The sequence below is a fragment of the Aminobacter sp. SR38 genome (genome assembly GCF_014843375.1).
Taxonomy (GTDB): Bacteria; Pseudomonadota; Alphaproteobacteria; order Rhizobiales; family Rhizobiaceae; genus Aminobacter; species Aminobacter ciceronei.
On sequence record NZ_CP062112.1, the window covers coordinates 4,747,236 to 4,763,127 of the forward strand.

At 64.1% G+C, this 15,892-nt stretch carries 13 protein-coding genes and 1 pseudogene; 7 read left to right on the top strand and 7 right to left on the bottom strand.

From position 1 onward, the window contains the following. The first annotated feature begins 209 nt into the window (after positions 1–209). From IG197_RS23270 to IG197_RS23280, 3 genes are all read left to right on the top strand, one after another. Positions 210–551 carry a helix-turn-helix transcriptional regulator gene (locus IG197_RS23270; RefSeq protein WP_154384841.1) on the top strand — a complete coding sequence of 114 codons (342 nt, stop codon included), beginning with the start codon at positions 210–212 and terminating at the stop codon, positions 549–551. 26 nt (positions 552–577) lie between these two features. Then, positions 578–1,063: an SRPBCC family protein gene (locus tag IG197_RS23275; protein ID WP_192315194.1), complete on the top strand. Its 486-nt coding sequence runs from the start codon at positions 578–580 to the stop codon at positions 1,061–1,063. Between the two features lie 102 nt (positions 1,064–1,165). Further along, entirely contained in the window at positions 1,166–2,017 is an 852-nt protein-coding gene (locus IG197_RS23280; RefSeq protein WP_192315196.1) for an alpha/beta fold hydrolase, read from the top strand. Positions 2,018–2,106: 89 nt separating this feature from the next. Here the strand turns inward: IG197_RS23280 and carA are convergent, their stop codons facing one another. Next, entirely contained in the window at positions 2,107–3,309 is a 1,203-nt protein-coding gene (carA, locus tag IG197_RS23285) for a glutamine-hydrolyzing carbamoyl-phosphate synthase small subunit (RefSeq protein ID WP_192315198.1), read from the bottom strand. Between the two features lie 289 nt (positions 3,310–3,598). On the opposite strand from carA, the gene IG197_RS23290 reads away from it, so the two are divergent. Further along, positions 3,599–4,048: a GatB/YqeY domain-containing protein gene (locus IG197_RS23290; RefSeq protein ID WP_115733732.1), complete on the top strand. Its 450-nt coding sequence runs from the start codon at positions 3,599–3,601 to the stop codon at positions 4,046–4,048. Between the two features lie 126 nt (positions 4,049–4,174). On the opposite strand, the gene IG197_RS23295 is transcribed toward IG197_RS23290, so the two are convergent. From IG197_RS23295 to IG197_RS23305, 3 genes are all read right to left on the bottom strand, one after another. Further along, on the bottom strand, positions 4,175–4,759 hold the full coding sequence (locus tag IG197_RS23295) for a glyoxalase superfamily protein (protein ID WP_192315200.1): 585 nt from the start codon (positions 4,757–4,759) through the stop codon (positions 4,175–4,177). Positions 4,760–4,965: 206 nt separating this feature from the next. Further along, positions 4,966–6,129 carry an amidohydrolase gene (locus IG197_RS23300; protein WP_192315202.1) on the bottom strand — a complete coding sequence of 388 codons (1,164 nt, stop codon included), beginning with the start codon at positions 6,127–6,129 and terminating at the stop codon, positions 4,966–4,968. Between the two features lie 396 nt (positions 6,130–6,525). Next, the gene (locus IG197_RS23305) at positions 6,526–8,190 is read right to left on the bottom strand and encodes a Na/Pi cotransporter family protein (RefSeq protein WP_067959804.1); all 1,665 of its coding nucleotides are present in this window, start codon (positions 8,188–8,190) and stop codon (positions 6,526–6,528) included. Positions 8,191–8,543: 353 nt separating this feature from the next. Between IG197_RS23305 and dnaG the strand changes: the two genes are divergently transcribed. The 3 genes and pseudogenes from dnaG (at position 8,544) to IG197_RS23320 (ending at position 13,787) form a co-directional block, all read left to right on the top strand. After that, on the top strand, positions 8,544–10,484 hold the full coding sequence (dnaG, locus tag IG197_RS23310; RefSeq protein WP_067959808.1) for a DNA primase: 1,941 nt from the start codon (positions 8,544–8,546) through the stop codon (positions 10,482–10,484). Positions 10,485–10,809: 325 nt separating this feature from the next. Then, positions 10,810–12,834: an RNA polymerase sigma factor RpoD gene (gene rpoD / locus IG197_RS23315; RefSeq protein ID WP_192315203.1), complete on the top strand. Its 2,025-nt coding sequence runs from the start codon at positions 10,810–10,812 to the stop codon at positions 12,832–12,834. Positions 12,835–13,029: 195 nt separating this feature from the next. Next, a pseudogene (locus IG197_RS23320) lies at positions 13,030–13,787 on the top strand (IS5 family transposase). Positions 13,788–13,800: 13 nt separating this feature from the next. Here the strand turns inward: IG197_RS23320 and IG197_RS23325 are convergent. The 3 genes from IG197_RS23325 to IG197_RS23335 form a co-directional block, all read right to left on the bottom strand. Then, positions 13,801–14,439 carry a DUF930 domain-containing protein gene (locus IG197_RS23325; protein ID WP_192315204.1) on the bottom strand — a complete coding sequence of 213 codons (639 nt, stop codon included), beginning with the start codon at positions 14,437–14,439 and terminating at the stop codon, positions 13,801–13,803. Positions 14,440–14,537: 98 nt separating this feature from the next. Next, positions 14,538–15,095: a class I SAM-dependent methyltransferase gene (locus tag IG197_RS23330; RefSeq protein WP_192315205.1), complete on the bottom strand. Its 558-nt coding sequence runs from the start codon at positions 15,093–15,095 to the stop codon at positions 14,538–14,540. Positions 15,096–15,126: 31 nt separating this feature from the next. Further along, positions 15,127–15,882 (bottom strand): SDR family NAD(P)-dependent oxidoreductase, encoded by a 756-nt coding sequence (locus IG197_RS23335; protein ID WP_192315206.1) that lies wholly within the window; start codon positions 15,880–15,882, stop codon positions 15,127–15,129. Positions 15,883–15,892 lie beyond the last annotated feature (10 nt).

Sequence of the window (15,892 nt, forward strand, 5' to 3'; positions counted from 1 at the left end):
CAGAGCGCTCGCATCTGGCTGGTGTCGCGGGCTGGACAGCTCATTTCGCGCATGCCCGGGTGGTGCAGAATTTTTGCGACGGGCAGGGCGCGCCACCCGTCTTTTCACGTCGGTGAGATTTGCCGGATTTTCTTAACCAACTGGTTGACAACCGCTTGAGTGAATTGTATTAAACCAATAAGTTAAAAACTAGTTGGTTGAATAGTGACATGACTGATCCTCTTTCCCTTACCTTTTCCGCGCTGGCAGATCCGACGCGTCGCGCCATCCTGGCCCGGCTTGCCCAGGGGCAGGCGAGCGTCGGCGAACTGGCTGCACCCTACGACATGAGCCTGGCGGCGGTGTCGAAGCACATCAAGGTGCTCGAAAACGCCGGCCTGATCTCCCGCGAGAAGGACGCGCAGTATCGCTACTGCAAGCTCCAGGCCGGCCCGCTTCAGGACATCGACGGCTGGGTTGGCGCCTATCGCGACCTGTGGCGCGACAATCTCGATCAGCTCGACGCCTATCTCGCCGACATGCAGCGCGGCGACGACACCAACAAGCAGTGATTTCATGAGATACGAAAGGGAATGACATGAACAAGATGCTTGTCGAGACGCCGGAGGGCGAACCCATCATCCGCATGAGCCGCAGCTTCGATGCGCCGCGCACGTTGGTTTGGCGGGCCTGGACCCGTCCCGAACATGTGGTGCGCTGGTGGGGTTCGCGTGCCATGGGCGCGACCAAGGTGGTCAAGCTCGACGTCCGCCCCGGCGGCGAGTGGCGCTTCGAGCAGACCACGCCTGATGGTACCGTCTTTGCCTTCATCGGCAGGTACATCGAGGTCGACGAGCCGGAGAAGCTGGTCAATACCTTCGCGCTGGAGGGCATGTTCGAAGACAAGACTGTTATCGAGACCCATCGCTTTGAGGAGAGGGACGGCAAGACCCATTACAGCGGCGTCACCCGCTTCGACAGCATCGAGGATCGCGACGGCATGGTCGCCTCGGGCATGGAAGCCGGCGCGCAGGACAGCATGAACCAGCTCGAAGAGCTGCTCCGCGAACTGATCTCCGCCTGATCTTAGACCGGCTCCGGCCGGCAATTTCTCCACCGCAATCGTGACCCAACCGGCCGCATCGGCGGCCGGGTGGGATCGCTCATCCCAAGACAGGAAACGACAATGAAAACGCTGGCAATCGCGGGCACGGCTCTGCTCGCCCTTTTTTCCACCATCGCACCGTCAGCCGTCTCGGCCGGGGAGGCAGTGCCGCTGGAACTGCATCACCAGATCCACGGAGAGGGCGCGCCGCTCGTCCTGCTCCACGGCGCCTTCATGACCATCGAGACCAACTGGGCGACCAGCCTCGGCGAACTCGCCAGGTCGAACAAGGTCATTGCCGTCGAGCTGCAGGGCCACGGCCGTACCGCCGACCGCGACGAAGGGCTGAGCTACGAGACCATGGCTGACGATGTCGCCGGACTGCTCGACAAACTCGGCGTCGCGAAGGCCAGTGTCATGGGCTACTCGATGGGCGGTAACGTCGCCCTGCAACTGGCCCTGCGCCATCCCGCGCGGGTCGACCGCATCGTTGCGGTGTCGGCGGCGGCGAGCGACAAGGGATTGGCGCCTGGCCACAAGGAGATGGTGCAGCACCTGACCGCCGACTTGTTCACCGGCGCGCCGATGGTCGCGGAGTATCAGAAGCTGGCGCCCAAGCCGGACTTCCCGGCGTTGGTCGAAAAGGTCAAGCAGCTTGAGCTGACGCCGTTCGACTGGACCGCGGACCTGGCCAGGATCGCGCAGCCGGTGCTTCTTGTCGCCGGTGACGCCGACGTTGTGACGCTCGGCCATCTCGCCGAAATGCATGCCGCGCTCGGCGGCCACGCCAATGGCGACGTCAACGGTCCGTCGCGCAGCCAGCTCATGGTGCTGTCTGATACAACCCACATGGGCATCCTCGCCGACCCGGCAAAAGCACAACAGGTGGCAGTGGCGGCCAACGCTTTTCTCGGAACTCCGGCGCCGAAGTGAGGCTGGGCTGTCGCCACGCAACTTGACGTCAAACGCAAACAGGCCCCGCGGTGCGGGGCCTGTTTCTCATTGTCCGATGACGTCGAACCTCAGCGCTCGGCGAGTGCCGGTTCGCCCTGCCGTGCGCGGATCAGGTTGGCGAAGCGACGGAAGAGATAGTGCGAGTCCTGCGGGCCGGGCGAGGCCTCGGGATGGTGCTGGACCGAGAATACCGGGCGGCCAGTGAGCGCGATGCCGCAATTGGTGCCGTCGAACAGCGAGACGTGGGTCTCCTCGACGCCCTCGGGCAGCGACTCGGCATCGACCGCGAAGCCGTGGTTCATCGACACGATCTCGACCTTGCCGGTGGTGTGGTCCTTGACCGGGTGGTTGGCGCCATGGTGGCCCTGGTGCATCTTGGCGGTCTTGCCGCCAAGCGCCAGCGCCAGCATCTGGTGGCCGAGGCAGATGCCGAACACCGGCAGCTTGGTCTTGAGCAGGTCCTTGATGACGGGCACCGAATACTCGCCCGTCGCTGCGGGGTCGCCGGGGCCATTGGACAGGAAGATGCCATCCGGCTTCATCGCAAGGATGTCTTCGGCCGAGGTCTTGGCCGGAACAACAGTCACCTTGGCGCCGAGGCCGGCGAGCAGGCGCAGGATATTGCGCTTGACGCCGTAGTCGATGGCAACGACGTGCATGGTTTCGTCAGCGCGCTCGCCATAACCCTCGTTCCAGACCCAGGGCGTCTCGGTCCAACTGGAGGACTGGCCCGAGGTGACGTCCTTGGCGAGGTCGAGGCCGACGAGGCCGGACCAGGCGCGGGCCTGAGCCTTGAGGTTCTCGACGTCGAACTTGCCGTCGGGGGCATATGCGATGACGGCGTTGGGCATGCCCTTCTCGCGGATCAGCGCAGTCAGCGCCCGGGTGTCGACACCTGACATGGCGACGATGCCACGGCGCTTCAGCCATTGGTCGAGGTGACCGGCGGCGCGATAGCTCGACGGGTTGGTGACGTCGGCCTTGAACACCGCACCCACGGCACCCGAGCGCGTCGCCGGGTTCAGATCCTCGATGTCTTCATCGTTGGTGCCGATGTTGCCGATGTGCGGGAAGGTGAAGGTGACGATCTGACTGGCGTAGGAAGGGTCGGTGAGGACCTCCTGGTAGCCGGTGAGCGCCGTATTGAAGCAGACTTCGGCGACGGCACTGCCTGTGGCGCCGAGGCCTCGGCCGGTGATGACCGTTCCGTCGGCCAGAACCAGAACGGCGGTCGGCACTTCGGTTGCCCAGGGGGCGGTCTCTGAGGCCATGGCGATGCTCCTGCGTAACGGGCGCCGCGACTTGAAAAATGGCTCGCAAGGGGCCATATCGCGCAGCGAAAAGCACGGACGACCACCGTCAGGCGGGCCCCGTGCACAAAACAAACAAGTCCTTGCAAGGCGCGGACAATAGGCGAAGGCCGGCACATGGTCAATGACCGTTCCGGGATTCGTGGCTAATTATTTTTCCTAGCAAAAACAGGAAGTTGGCCATTGTCATTCGGTTTGCCACTGTGGCAGGTCGGCGCTATTGTTTGCGACACGTTCAGGAGTAACGGCCATGCGCGAGACACTCGCCGAGGCACTGAAGACTGCATTGAAGACCGGCGACAAGCGCCGCACCTCGACGCTGAGGCTGATCCAGGCGGCCATCCAGGACCGCGACATCGCCCATCGCGGCGCTGGCAAGGACCCTGTCACCGACGAGGAAATCCTGCAGATCCTGACCAAGATGGTCAAGCAACGCCAGGAATCGGCCAAGGCCTTCGAGGAAGGTTCGCGGCTGGAACTGGCCGCCCAGGAGCGCGACGAAATCGCCATCATCTCCGATTTCCTGCCCAAGCAGATGGAGGAGGGGGCGGTGCGCAGCGCGGCACAGCAGGTGATTTCGGAAGTCGGCGCCGATGGCTTGCGCGACATGGGCCGCTGCATGAACGCGCTCAAGGAGCGCTATCCCGGCCAGATGGATTTCGGCAAGGCCAGCGGCATCGTCAAGGAGCTGCTGCAGTAGGCAGCCATGGCCTTGTGCCACGTGAACAGAAACGCCCCGCCTGCGATGCAGCGCGGGGCGTTTTTCGTTTGGGGCGCGAGGGTAGCCGCGCCTTTCCTTCTGCCCTTGCGGGAGAAGGAAAGGTCATCACGCGGCGTGGCGGAGCTTGACTGGGGCCTTGTCGCGCAGGCCCCAGATGTGGCCGAACGGATCGAATACGGTTGCGCCGCGGCGGCCGTCGGTTGCCGCAGCCAGGTTTCCACGAATGGTTGCTCCGACCCCGATCGCTCGTTGCAGCGCGGCGTGCACGTTGGCGACATCGAGGATGAAGACGGCGCTGACCGCACCATGGGCCTTGGGGAAGAACGGCCCGCCGCGCTGCGGTTCCTGTTCTCGACGGGGATTGGCGCCGCCAACCTGCAGGGCGACACCGCCGATCCGCAGGTCGATCGAGATCGGAACGCCCTCGAACAGGTAGGATCCGCCGCGAATGGCACCGAACGCCCTCTGGTAGAAACTGGCTGCCTCTTCCTCACGGCCATGCTCGACGACGACCGAAACGGCAAGCTCGGCCTTGGCGTCGGACGTCGCCTTGAGGGTGTTCCAGTTGTCGTAGCCGATCTGGCGGGCGACGATCTCGAGACAGGCGCTGTGGGCAAGGTGGATGTCTTGCGCGGCCAGGCCTGCACGCAGCTCCTTGGCCATGGATTTCACGCGATCAAGCGATGGCATGGGATGTTCCCTTGAAGAGGGTGACATATAGCGTCAGTGCTCGCATTGCCGACGGTCACCCAAGGGTCAACCATGTTCTCCGGTGCATTCGCCAATCCCTGGGGAGCGAGCGGCAGGCTGCACGGCCCAAGGAGAGTGTCGCCAAGGACGGCGATTCGGGCAAGTTCAAATGGGCTGCGATGGCGGCGGCGTTTCCTTTTCAAAAATCACGTCACCGGCAGGCGCTGGCGGGCGATGGCCGCGTGGAAGCGGGTGCCGTGGATCAGGGCGTCGTCGTTGAAATCAAAGGACGGGTTGTGCAGCGGCGCCGAGGCCTCGCCATTGCCGATATAGGCGAAGCAGCCGGGGACATGGTCGAGGAAACGGGCGAAATCCTCGGATGCGGTGACGATCTCGCCCTTGCCGTTGACCGCGCTGGCGGCAAACACGGAGCTGGCGGCTTCGAGCGCGGCTGCGGTGGCCTCGGCATCGTTGATCAGTGGCGCGAACTCCCTGCTGTAGCTCACCTCGGCCGTGCAGCTGTGGGTCAGTGCGGTGCCTTCGGCGATGATGCGCATCTGCCGTTCGATCTCGGCGCTCACTTCAGGGCGGAAGCTTCTGGCATCGCCGAGGATGCGGGCGAAGCCGGGCAGGGCGTTGCGGGTGCCGTCGGTGATGAGTTCGGTGACCGAGACCACGGAGATGTCGGCCGGGCTGAGCCGGCGTGACACGATGGTCTGCAGGTTGGTGACGACGGCGCAGGCAGCAACCAGCACCTCGCGGCCGAGATGCGGGCGGGCGGCGTGGCCGCCGAGGCCGCGCAGCACGATCTCGAAATTGTCCTCCGCCGACATGATCGGGCCGGGCCGGGTCTCGAAATGGCCCAACGGCAGGCCGGGCATGTTGTGCAGGCCATAGATCTCGTCGAAGGGAAAACGCGCCATAAGCCCGTCGTCGAGCATGGCGAGCGCGCCCTTGCCCCATTCCTCCGCCGGCTGGAAGATGAACCGCACCGTGCCGTCGAAGCCGCCTTCGTTGGCAAGCAGCTTCGCCGCGCCCAGGAGCATCGCGGTGTGGCCGTCATGGCCGCAGGCATGCATGACACCGGGATTTTGCGAAACGTGACCGTGGCTGGCCTGCTCGGAGATGCGCAATGCGTCCATGTCGGCGCGGAGTGCGATGGCCCGGTTGCCCGATCCACGGCGCAGGGTGCCGACGACGCCGGTGCCGCCGACGCCTTCGACGACCTCGTCGAGGCCGAAAGCCCGGAGTTGGGCTGCAACGAAGGCTGAGGTGCGCTTTTCCTCGAAGCCGAATTCGGGATGGGCATGCAGGCCGCGCCGCCAGGTTGTCATCTCGGCGACGAGGGTGTTCTGGTCGAGCGCGGCCATTTTGCTGATCCCTAGGATTGGAGGAAACAGCGTCGCCCGGATTAGCTGTGGCAGGCAAGAGCGGTTGGTGGGGCCAGCCTTTTTGCCGTGCGGGAAAAGCGCGCCGGTTGCGCCTTACGAGGCAAATCGTCAACGTTGCGATCCTTCGCACCCCCCTCTGGCCTGCCGGCCATCTCCCCCACAAGGAGGGAGATCACGCCGTCATCGGTGCTACGCCCAATCACTGACGTTAGCGGGGGCCTGGCAATCTTGCAGGATGGGCGCCGCCGGCGACGCGACTAATCTCCCTCCTTGTGGGGGAGATGGCCGGCAGGCCAGAGGGGGGTGCGGAGGATCGCAACGCACAATGGAAAGAGGCGCGGCGTGCGCATGCGGAAAAGCGTTACTGTGCGCTGCTCAGCTCGCCTTCAGACGCGAGCCGCGGAGCAGGCCCTGCTCTTCGAGCACGGGATAGGCCATCGAGGCGAGCAGGGAGTTGATCTGCTTGAGATCGCGGATGGTGTCGAGGTGGATCGAACTGGTCTCGACGCTCTTGATGGTGCCGTCGCGCAGGCGCAGGAAATGGCTCTGGCTGGTCTGCTTCTCGACGTCGCGCAGCCGGTCCTTTTCGAGCACGAGCTGGCGCGCGGTGTTGGCGTCGCGCGACACCAGAACGTTGAAGGCCAGGCGCGCATTGGCCATCACCGAGGCGTGGAAGGAAGTCAGCTCGCGCCAGCCTTCGGGCGTGAATTCGAGGCCGCGGTCGAGCTTCTTCTGCACATGAGCCAGCATGTTGCGGACGATGATGTCGCCGACCTGCTCAAGCTTGACGCAGGCGCCGAGCAATTCCTGGCAGCGCAGCGCCTCGTCCTCGGTCATCGGCCGGATGGTGGCCTTGGCGAGGTATAGCTTGATCGCCTGGTGCTTGCGGTCGACGCGGTCGTCGAGCGAGGCGAGTGCCTTGATCTTGTCGGCGTCGGGGCTCTCATAGAGCTCGATGATGCGCTGGAGCATGATCTCGACGGTCTCGCAGACGCGGACCGTCTCTCGGGTGGCGTTGGCAAGGGCCTGCGAGGGGGTGTCGAGGGCGGCTTCGTTGAGCGCGCTGAGCTCGGCGACCGCCATCTCCTTGGCCGGATCGGTCCTGGTGCCAAGCGCCACGATCTTTTCCGAGGCGCTGTAGACGAGTTTGGCGAGCGGAATGCCGGCGACCAGGATGATGCAGTTGAACAGGATGTGGGCGTTGATGATCTGGTCGGGGCCGGTCGAGCCGAGGAACGCGGTCGACGGCTTGATCCATAGAAACGCCACCAGCATGACCAGCGAGCCGGCGCCGCGCATCAGCAGGTTGCCGATCGGCACGACGCGCACGCCCGGCTCGGCGTTGCGGGTGAGCAGGGGGGCGATGATCGAACTGCCGAGATTGACGCCGAGCACCAGCACGATGCCGAGCTCGGGCGGCACGAAGCCGCGGCCGGCAAGGGTGACGATCAGCAGCACGGCGGCGATCGAGGAATGGAACAGCCAGGTGACTATGGCCGCGAGCAAATAGGCGGTGACGGGGTCGCCGGCGAAATAGTCGATGATGACGGGCAGCAGCTTGCTTTCGCGCAGCGGCTCGGAGGCCTGGCCGACCATTTCGAGCGACAGCACGAGAAGGCCGATGCCGACGAGGATGCGGCCTGTCTGCTGCCAGCTGCGCCGGTCGGTGGCGAGGAACATTGTCGTCCCGGCGACGAGACACAGCGGCACCAGCAGCGACAGGTCGAAGGTCAGGATCTTGATGACCAGCGCCGAGCCGATCTCGGCGCCGCGCACGGCGAGCTGGCCGGCGATGCCGCTGACGATGCCGGCACCGGCGAAGGAGCCGACAAGCAGGGTAACGGCGGTCGAGCTCTGGAAAGCGATGGCCAGGGCCGTTCCGGCAAGCACCGCCAGGATCGGGTTGCGCATGGTGTTGCGCAGCTTGTGGCGCAGCACGTCGCCATAGGCACGCTCGACGCCGGTGCGCACCATTCGGGTGGCAAACAGGAGCAGGGCGACGGCGCCGGCGAGGTGCAGCAGGACGACGGAGCCACTCATCGGGAGCACCTGATGGACGTGCTGCCGGGGGCTGTCTGGGAGGCTGCCACGGTGCTCCTGGCGCGGATGCGAATCACTGTCATGAACATGCCATTTAGATTAGCCGGATAATATTTTTCGTCCATAGTGCACACGTGTGCACGCAATCGCAAGATGCGATCATCCATATTGTGACAGGTAGGGCGGCAATTCCGGTTCGACAGCGACCGGCCGACGGCGCAATCGAGATGTCTGGCCGGATGTTTGCGCTGCTGAGGCCCTGTGAACAGCGGGCATGTCCGCGGGCAGGCAACGAATAGGAGTCGTGTCCGGCGAGGCGAACGCCTATATCAGTTTGAAACAAGCAGGACCCGATGCGCTTTTCCGACGGATTTTTGAGCGAGATACGTGACCGCGTGCCGATTTCGGCCGTGATCGGCCAGCGCGTGACCTGGGATCGCAAGAAGACCAACACCCAGAAGGGCGATTTCTGGGCCTGCTGTCCGTTCCATGGCGAGAAGTCGCCGTCGTTCCACTGCGAGGACCGCAAGGGCCGCTATCACTGCTTCGGCTGCGGCGTGACGGGCGATCATTTCCGCTTCCTGACCGAAATGGATGGGCTCAGCTTCCCCGAGGCGGTCGAGCGCATCGCCGAGATGGCCGGCGTGCCGATGCCGGCGCGCGATGCGCAGGAAGAGCGGCGCGAGCGCGAGCGCGCCTCGCTGCATGACGTCATGGAACTGGCGACCAAATTCTTCGAGGACCGGCTGCAGACGTCCGACGGAGCCCGGGCCCGTGCCTATCTGCGCGACCGCGGGTTATCGCAGGTGACGCAGCAGCAGTTCCGGCTCGGCTTCGCGCCCGACAGCCGCAATGCGCTCAAGGAGTTCCTCGCCTCCAAGGGCATCGAGAAGGCGCAGATGGAGGCCTGCGGGTTGACCGTCTTCGAGGACGTGCCGGTTTCCTATGACCGCTTCCGCGACCGCATCATGTTTCCGATCCCGGATTCCCGCGGGCGCATCATCGCCTTTGGCGGCCGTGCGATGTCGGCGGAGATTTCGGCCAAGTACCTGAATTCGCCCGAGACCGAGCTCTTTCACAAGGGCAACGTGCTCTACAATTTCGCCCGCGCCCGCAAGGCGCTGCAGAAGGGCGGCACGGTGATCGCCGTCGAAGGCTACATGGACGTGATCGCGCTCGCTCAGGCCGGTATTGAAAATGTCGTGGCGCCGCTCGGCACGGCGCTGACCGAAAACCAGCTCGGACTGTTGTGGCGCATGTCGGGCGAGCCGGTGTTGTGCTTCGACGGCGACAAGGCCGGCTTGAAGGCTGCCTACCGCGCCGCCGACCTGGCGCTGCCGCTGGTAGCCCCTGGGAACACGGCCCGCTTCGCATTGCTGCCAGAGGGCAAGGACCCTGACGACCTGGTCAAGGCGGAAGGGCCGGAAGCGTTCCGCACCGTGCTCAACGCGGCGCGACCGCTGTCCGACATGATCTGGATGCGTGAGACGTCGGGCGGGGTGTTCGACACGCCGGAACGGCGCGCCGAGCTTGAAAAGACGCTGCGCGAGCTGACCGGCAGGATCAAGGACGAGAGCGTCCGCTACCACTACCAGCAGGAAATGCGCGAGCGGGTGCTGAATTTCTTCGGCAGCCAGCGCGGCCGCCAGCAAGGGCAAGGCGGCAGGGGCTCGTTCAGCAAGGGTAGCGGCGAGCGCGGCCAGTGGAAAAAGGGTGGTGCCGGTGCCGCCGCGGGTCGGCTTGCCGTGTCCGAAAGCCTGGCGCGTTCGGCGCTGGTCAAACGCACGGCCGGCATCATGCCTCTGCGCGAGGCGGCACTCGTCGTCGCTCTGGTCAACCACCCCGCGCTGATCGACGAGAATTTCGAGCATGTCGAACGGCTCGACCTCAGCCATGGCGAGCTCAAGCAGCTGCATTCGGTGCTGATCGATGCGATGGCGCATGGCGAGGCCAACACCCGTGAAGCAGTTGTGGCGGCGATCGAGCGCGCCTCCTGTGCCGAGATGTGGGGGCGGGCGGTGATGCTGGCGCGGCGCGCCCGGCAGTGGACGGCGCTGGAAGACGCGGCGATCGAGGACGCCCGCGACGCCTTCGCGCAGGCGTTGCACTTGCACCGCAGCGCCCGCACCTTACATAAGGAGCTGAAACAGGCCGAAGCTGCGCTGGCTACAGATCCTACCGACGAAAACTACCGACATCTGGTGGAAGTTCAGGCGCAGTTTCACGACGTGCAGGCCACCGAAGCGCTTATCGAAGGCTTCGGGGTGTCTTCGGGCCGGGGCGGTCGTAACTGACGCTGCGGACCGATTATCCCGCAATTGATTCGCTTTTTTGGCGCGAATCATGCGAGAGGCGCTTGACCTTCCGACGGAATGACGGAATCAGGTCGATTCGAAAAAGTTAACCGGCGGCCAGGTCGCCAGTCGTGTCGATGGCCTGAAAATGCGGATTGGGGCACTTGTCACTGGACAGGAAGATATTCCGCCACAGATATCACGGTTAATCTGGACTTAACACAGGTACAGCTACTGGCAGTTCAGGCGCAGGTTCGATGAGCGCATCTGATTTGCACTGTCCAAGAGTTTAAGCGGCTGACGGGCCGCCTGGAGAAAGCGAAGAATGGCGACAAAAGAAAAGGAAGAGGTCGAGACCGAACGCGAAGGCGCCCCAGACGGACCTTTGCTCGACCTTTCCGATGACGCTGTCAAAAAGATGATCAAGGTCGCGAAGAAGCGCGGCTATGTCACCATGGACGAGCTGAATTCGGTGCTGCCCTCGGAGGAGGTGACCTCCGAGCAGATCGAGGACACCATGGCGATGCTCTCCGACATGGGCATCAACGTGGTCGAGGACGACGAGCAGGGCGAAGAGGCTGAGGCTTCCGAAGGCGACGCCGAAGAAGATGCCAATGAGCTTGCCGAGCAGACCGGCACCGCCGTTGCCGCGACCACGACCAAGAAAGAGCCGACCGACCGTACCGACGACCCGGTGCGCATGTACTTGCGCGAAATGGGCTCGGTGGAGCTTCTGTCGCGCGAAGGCGAAATCGCCATCGCCAAGCGCATCGAGGCTGGCCGCGAGACGATGATCGCCGGCCTGTGCGAAAGCCCGCTGACCTTCCAGGCCATCATCATCTGGCGCGACGAACTCAACGAAGCCAAGATACTGCTGCGCGAGATCATCGATCTCGAGGCGACCTATGCCGGTCCCGAGGCCAAGCAGGCGCCGATCGTCGAGCGCGTCGAGGAAGACGCCAAGCCCAAGGACGAGCCGAAGGCGGGCCGCCGCCGCGGTGGCGACGAGGAAGACGACATCACCAATGTGGGTGGCGACACCCGTGGCGAGGACGACGAGGAAGACGAGGACGAGGCCAGCCTGTCGCTGGCGGCCATGGAAGCGGAACTGCGTCCGCAGGTCATGGAAACCCTCGACGTCATCGCCGACACCTACAAGAAGCTGCGCAAGCTGCAGGACCAGCAGGTCGAGAACCGTCTCGCCGCCGCCGGCACCCTGTCGCCGAGCCAGGACCGCCGCCTGAAGGAGCTGAAGGATCAGCTCGTCAAGGCCGTGAAATCGCTGTCGCTCAACAACGCCCGCATCGAAGCGCTGGTCGAGCAGCTCTACGACATCAACAAGCGCCTGGTGCAGAACGAAGGCAAGCTTTTGCGTCTCGCCGAAAGCTATGGCGTGCGCCGCGACGAGTTCCTGAAGGAATATCAGGGCTCCGAGCTCGACCCGAACTGGATCCGCTCGATCTCGAACCTGTCCAGCCGCGGCTGGAAGGAGTTCACCAAGAACGAGAAGGACACGATCCGCGACCTGCGCGCCGAGATCCAGAACCTCGCCACCGAGACGGCGATTTCGATCCTGGAATTCCGCAAGATCGTCAATCAGGTGCAGAAGGGCGAGCGCGAGGCAGCGATCGCCAAGAAGGAAATGGTCGAGGCCAACCTGCGTCTCGTCATCTCGATCGCCAAGAAGTACACCAACCGCGGCCTGCAGTTCCTGGATCTGATCCAGGAAGGCAACATCGGCCTGATGAAGGCCGTCGACAAGTTCGAGTACCGCCGCGGCTACAAGTTCTCGACCTATGCCACATGGTGGATCAGGCAGGCGATCACCCGTTCGATCGCCGACCAGGCCCGCACCATCCGCATCCCGGTGCATATGATCGAGACGATCAACAAGATTGTCCGTACCTCGCGCCAGATGCTGCATGAGATCGGCCGCGAGCCGACGCCGGAAGAACTGGCCGAAAAGCTCGCCATGCCGCTCGAGAAGGTGCGCAAGGTGCTGAAGATCGCCAAGGAGCCGATCTCGCTCGAAACGCCCGTCGGCGACGAGGAAGATTCGCATCTCGGCGACTTCATCGAGGACAAGATGGCGATCCTGCCGATCGACGCGGCGATCCAGGCGAACCTGCGCGAGACCACCACGCGCGTGCTCGCCTCGCTCACCCCGCGTGAAGAACGCGTGCTGCGCATGCGCTTCGGCATCGGCATGAACACCGACCACACGCTTGAAGAGGTCGGACAGCAGTTTTCGGTCACCCGCGAGCGTATCCGCCAGATCGAAGCCAAGGCACTGCGCAAGCTCAAGCATCCGAGCCGCTCCAGGAAGCTGCGCTCGTTCCTCGACAGCTGATCGCAGCGATCTCGTTCAAAAAGCCCGGCTCTGGCCGGGCTTTTTCGTTTGGGGGGCTCATATTCCTGCGCAATTCCAGCCGGAAAACCGCCAGGCCCTTTTCCTGCAAATCCTCTAGGGCCAATCGACATTCAGGATTCCCGGCGGGATGGAAGCGTGATTCATAGGTTTCCGTGATTTGGCGGAGACCTGATGATGTCAGTGAAACGATATGAACTGAGCGAGGTGCAGTGGCGGCGGATCGCAGCACTGTTGCCGGGCAAGGCTGGAGATCCGGGACGGACTGGCTCTGACAACCGTCTTTTCGTCAATGGTGTGCTGTGGGTGCTTCGATCGGGCGCCCATTGGCATGACCTGCCGGAGCGCTACGGCAAGTGGAAGACACTGCACAAGCGCTTCTCGCGCTGGTCCAAGGCGAAGGTCTGGGAGCGGGTCTTCGACGACCTCACCAAGGACCGGGACAACCAATACCTGATGCTCGACAGCACCTTGGTCCGCGCCCACCAGCAGGCGGCGACCGGAAAAGGGGGGACCAAAATCAGACTCTGGGGCGTTCCCGAGGCGGATTGACCACCAAGATCCACATGCTCGCCGACAGCTTCGGCCGCCCGCTGAGGTTCCTGCTCGCCGCTGGCCAGAGCCACGATATCCTTGCCGCGCCGATGCTGCTGCAAGGCTACACCGCTGAGGCCGTTCTGGCCGATCGAGCCTACGATTCCAATGCCTTGCGCAGCCTCATCGCCGAAATCGGCGCCAAGGTGGTCATCCCCTCCACCCGCTCCAGATCACAACCCATCCCGCATGATCCGCTCATCTACCGATGCCGCAACCATATTGAGCGATGCTTCAACAAGCTCAAGCACTTCCGACGCTTCGCCACCCGCTACGACCGGCGCGCCATCCACTTCCTCGGCTTCATCCACATCGCCGCAACCATGATCTGGATCCGCTGAATGTCGATTCAGCCTAGTCCTCCGGGTTTCCAGCAACGAGATTGTATTCGGCCCATCTGGCCTCGGGAATTGCCTCGCCGACGCTGAACTCGAAGGCCGCGACAGCGCCTGCGGTCACATCGCAAGAGAAGACTACGCCGTACCAGCGGCCCCCGGCCCGGAAGGCTCCGCCTTGCGCATGAATCGAGCCGCCAGCGATCCTGAGATCGCCGGTCGCATAGGGGACGACAAGATCGGGACGGAGCTCCGCCTTCCAACGGTGGATCTGCTCCATGGCCTCGATGTTGCACAGCTGGATGGCACGTTCGTCGGGAGCAAAGGTCGCCAGCGCCTGCCTGGCATGGCGGCTGCGCGGGTCGGCGAGCAGCTTTGCCGCGTAGAAACTGTGCGCCTTGACCATAGAGGGGGGCGGAGCGGTGGGCGCCTCGGGCTTGGAGGTGGTGGCAGGCGCAAGGGTACGTCCAAGCGGTGCGGCGGAGGCTGCCTGTTGTCGCTGCAACTGGACTGGTGCGGGCGCCGGTGCCACCAGTTCGACCGGCACTGCATCCTCGGCCGGAACCCTGAATGGCTGTGGCCTCGGCAACAGCAAGAGGGCGGCCAGCAAAAGGGCATGCAATGCCAGCGAGACGGGCCAGCTGGGATCCAGTTTCACGACAGGCGACATGCGACCCGGGTTTTTGTGCAGCCAACTGGTTCGCCCGTCACTGTGGCGCGATTGCGGCGCCGGATATCGGTGCTGCGCAAGCCTGCCTAATTGCGCCTGCGCCGGTAGACGTAGACGACCGCCGGCGGCAGGTTGCGCCAGACGCGGGGCGAACGGGTGAATTCCAGGCCGAGGCTTTCGGCAATGTTGCTGCGCACCGGCGAGAACAGCCCATAGGTGAACTGGATATAGACGCCATCGGGCCCGAGCCGCGAGAAGGCGGCGGACAGGATCGCCTCCTGCTGGCTTGATGTCATCGACAGCAGCGGCAGGCCAGAGACGACGGCGTCGACGTGCTGCGGTCCTACGGACGCCAGTTTTTCCGCAGGTTCGTCAAAAACGGTCACTTCTGGGTGGCGGTCGCGCAGCATGCGGCAGAAGACCGGGTTGAGCTCGTAGAGGAAGAGGTCGGCGGGCGCGATGCCGAGCTTCAGGATTTCACGGGTGATGTTGCCGGTACCGGGGCCGAACTCGGCGACCCGCCGGGCCCAGCGCGGCAGCTGGCTGGCCATGAGCTGGCACAAACTCGGCGACGAAGGGGCAAGGGCCGACACCTGACGGGGCCGGCGTAGCAGCTGGGCAGCGAACGCATTGAATTCGGTCATTCTTGCGGGTCCTGGCTTTTGGCGTAGGTGGTTAGCGGTCGCGCATGATGCAATAGGCAAGCTCGGGCGAAAGCCGATGCACGATGCGCAAGAGCTTGGTCTTTTCGATCCAGATCTCGTCGAGGCCGCGTTCGATGCCGGCTATGAGGTCGGCGGCGGCCAGCGCCGGCGGATATTTCCGGAGCGGACAGGCGCGCGACAGGGTGGTGTCGAGAAGCGTTATGACGGCTTCGGTGACCTGGATCGGAAGCTTGGCCGCGCGGCACTGGTCGCGCAGCGAACGGGTGAAGCTGCGCAGGGCAGCCTTGCTGGCGCAGTAGACGGCGGCCTCGCGCTTAGGCGCGATGGCAAGCCGGAGGTGACGTTGACGATGGCCGAGGAGGGATGAGCCGACAGCACCGGCAGCGTCCACCGACAGTTGCAGCGGCGCGGTCAGGTTGACCGCAATTTCGGCCGACATGGCGTCGAGCCGGGCCTGGCTGTCCACTGTCAGATCGGTGTGATGCATGATTGCTGCATTGTTGATCAGCGCGCTGCATTGCGGGCGCGTTTCGGCCACCCATTGAGACAGGGCCTCGGCACTGCCTGATGTGCCGAGATCGACTTGCTGGATGGTGACCGAGCCATGGAGTTGCTTCGCCAGCGCATCCAGCGAGGCAGCGTCGCGTCCGACCGCGATGACATGCGCGCCCTTGGCGGCCAGCTGGCGGGAGAGCTCCAGGCCGATGCCGCGTGCGCCGCCGGTGACGAGCACGGTCCTGTCGTTGAAGTCGAAACTGTCGTGCATTCCCTGACCA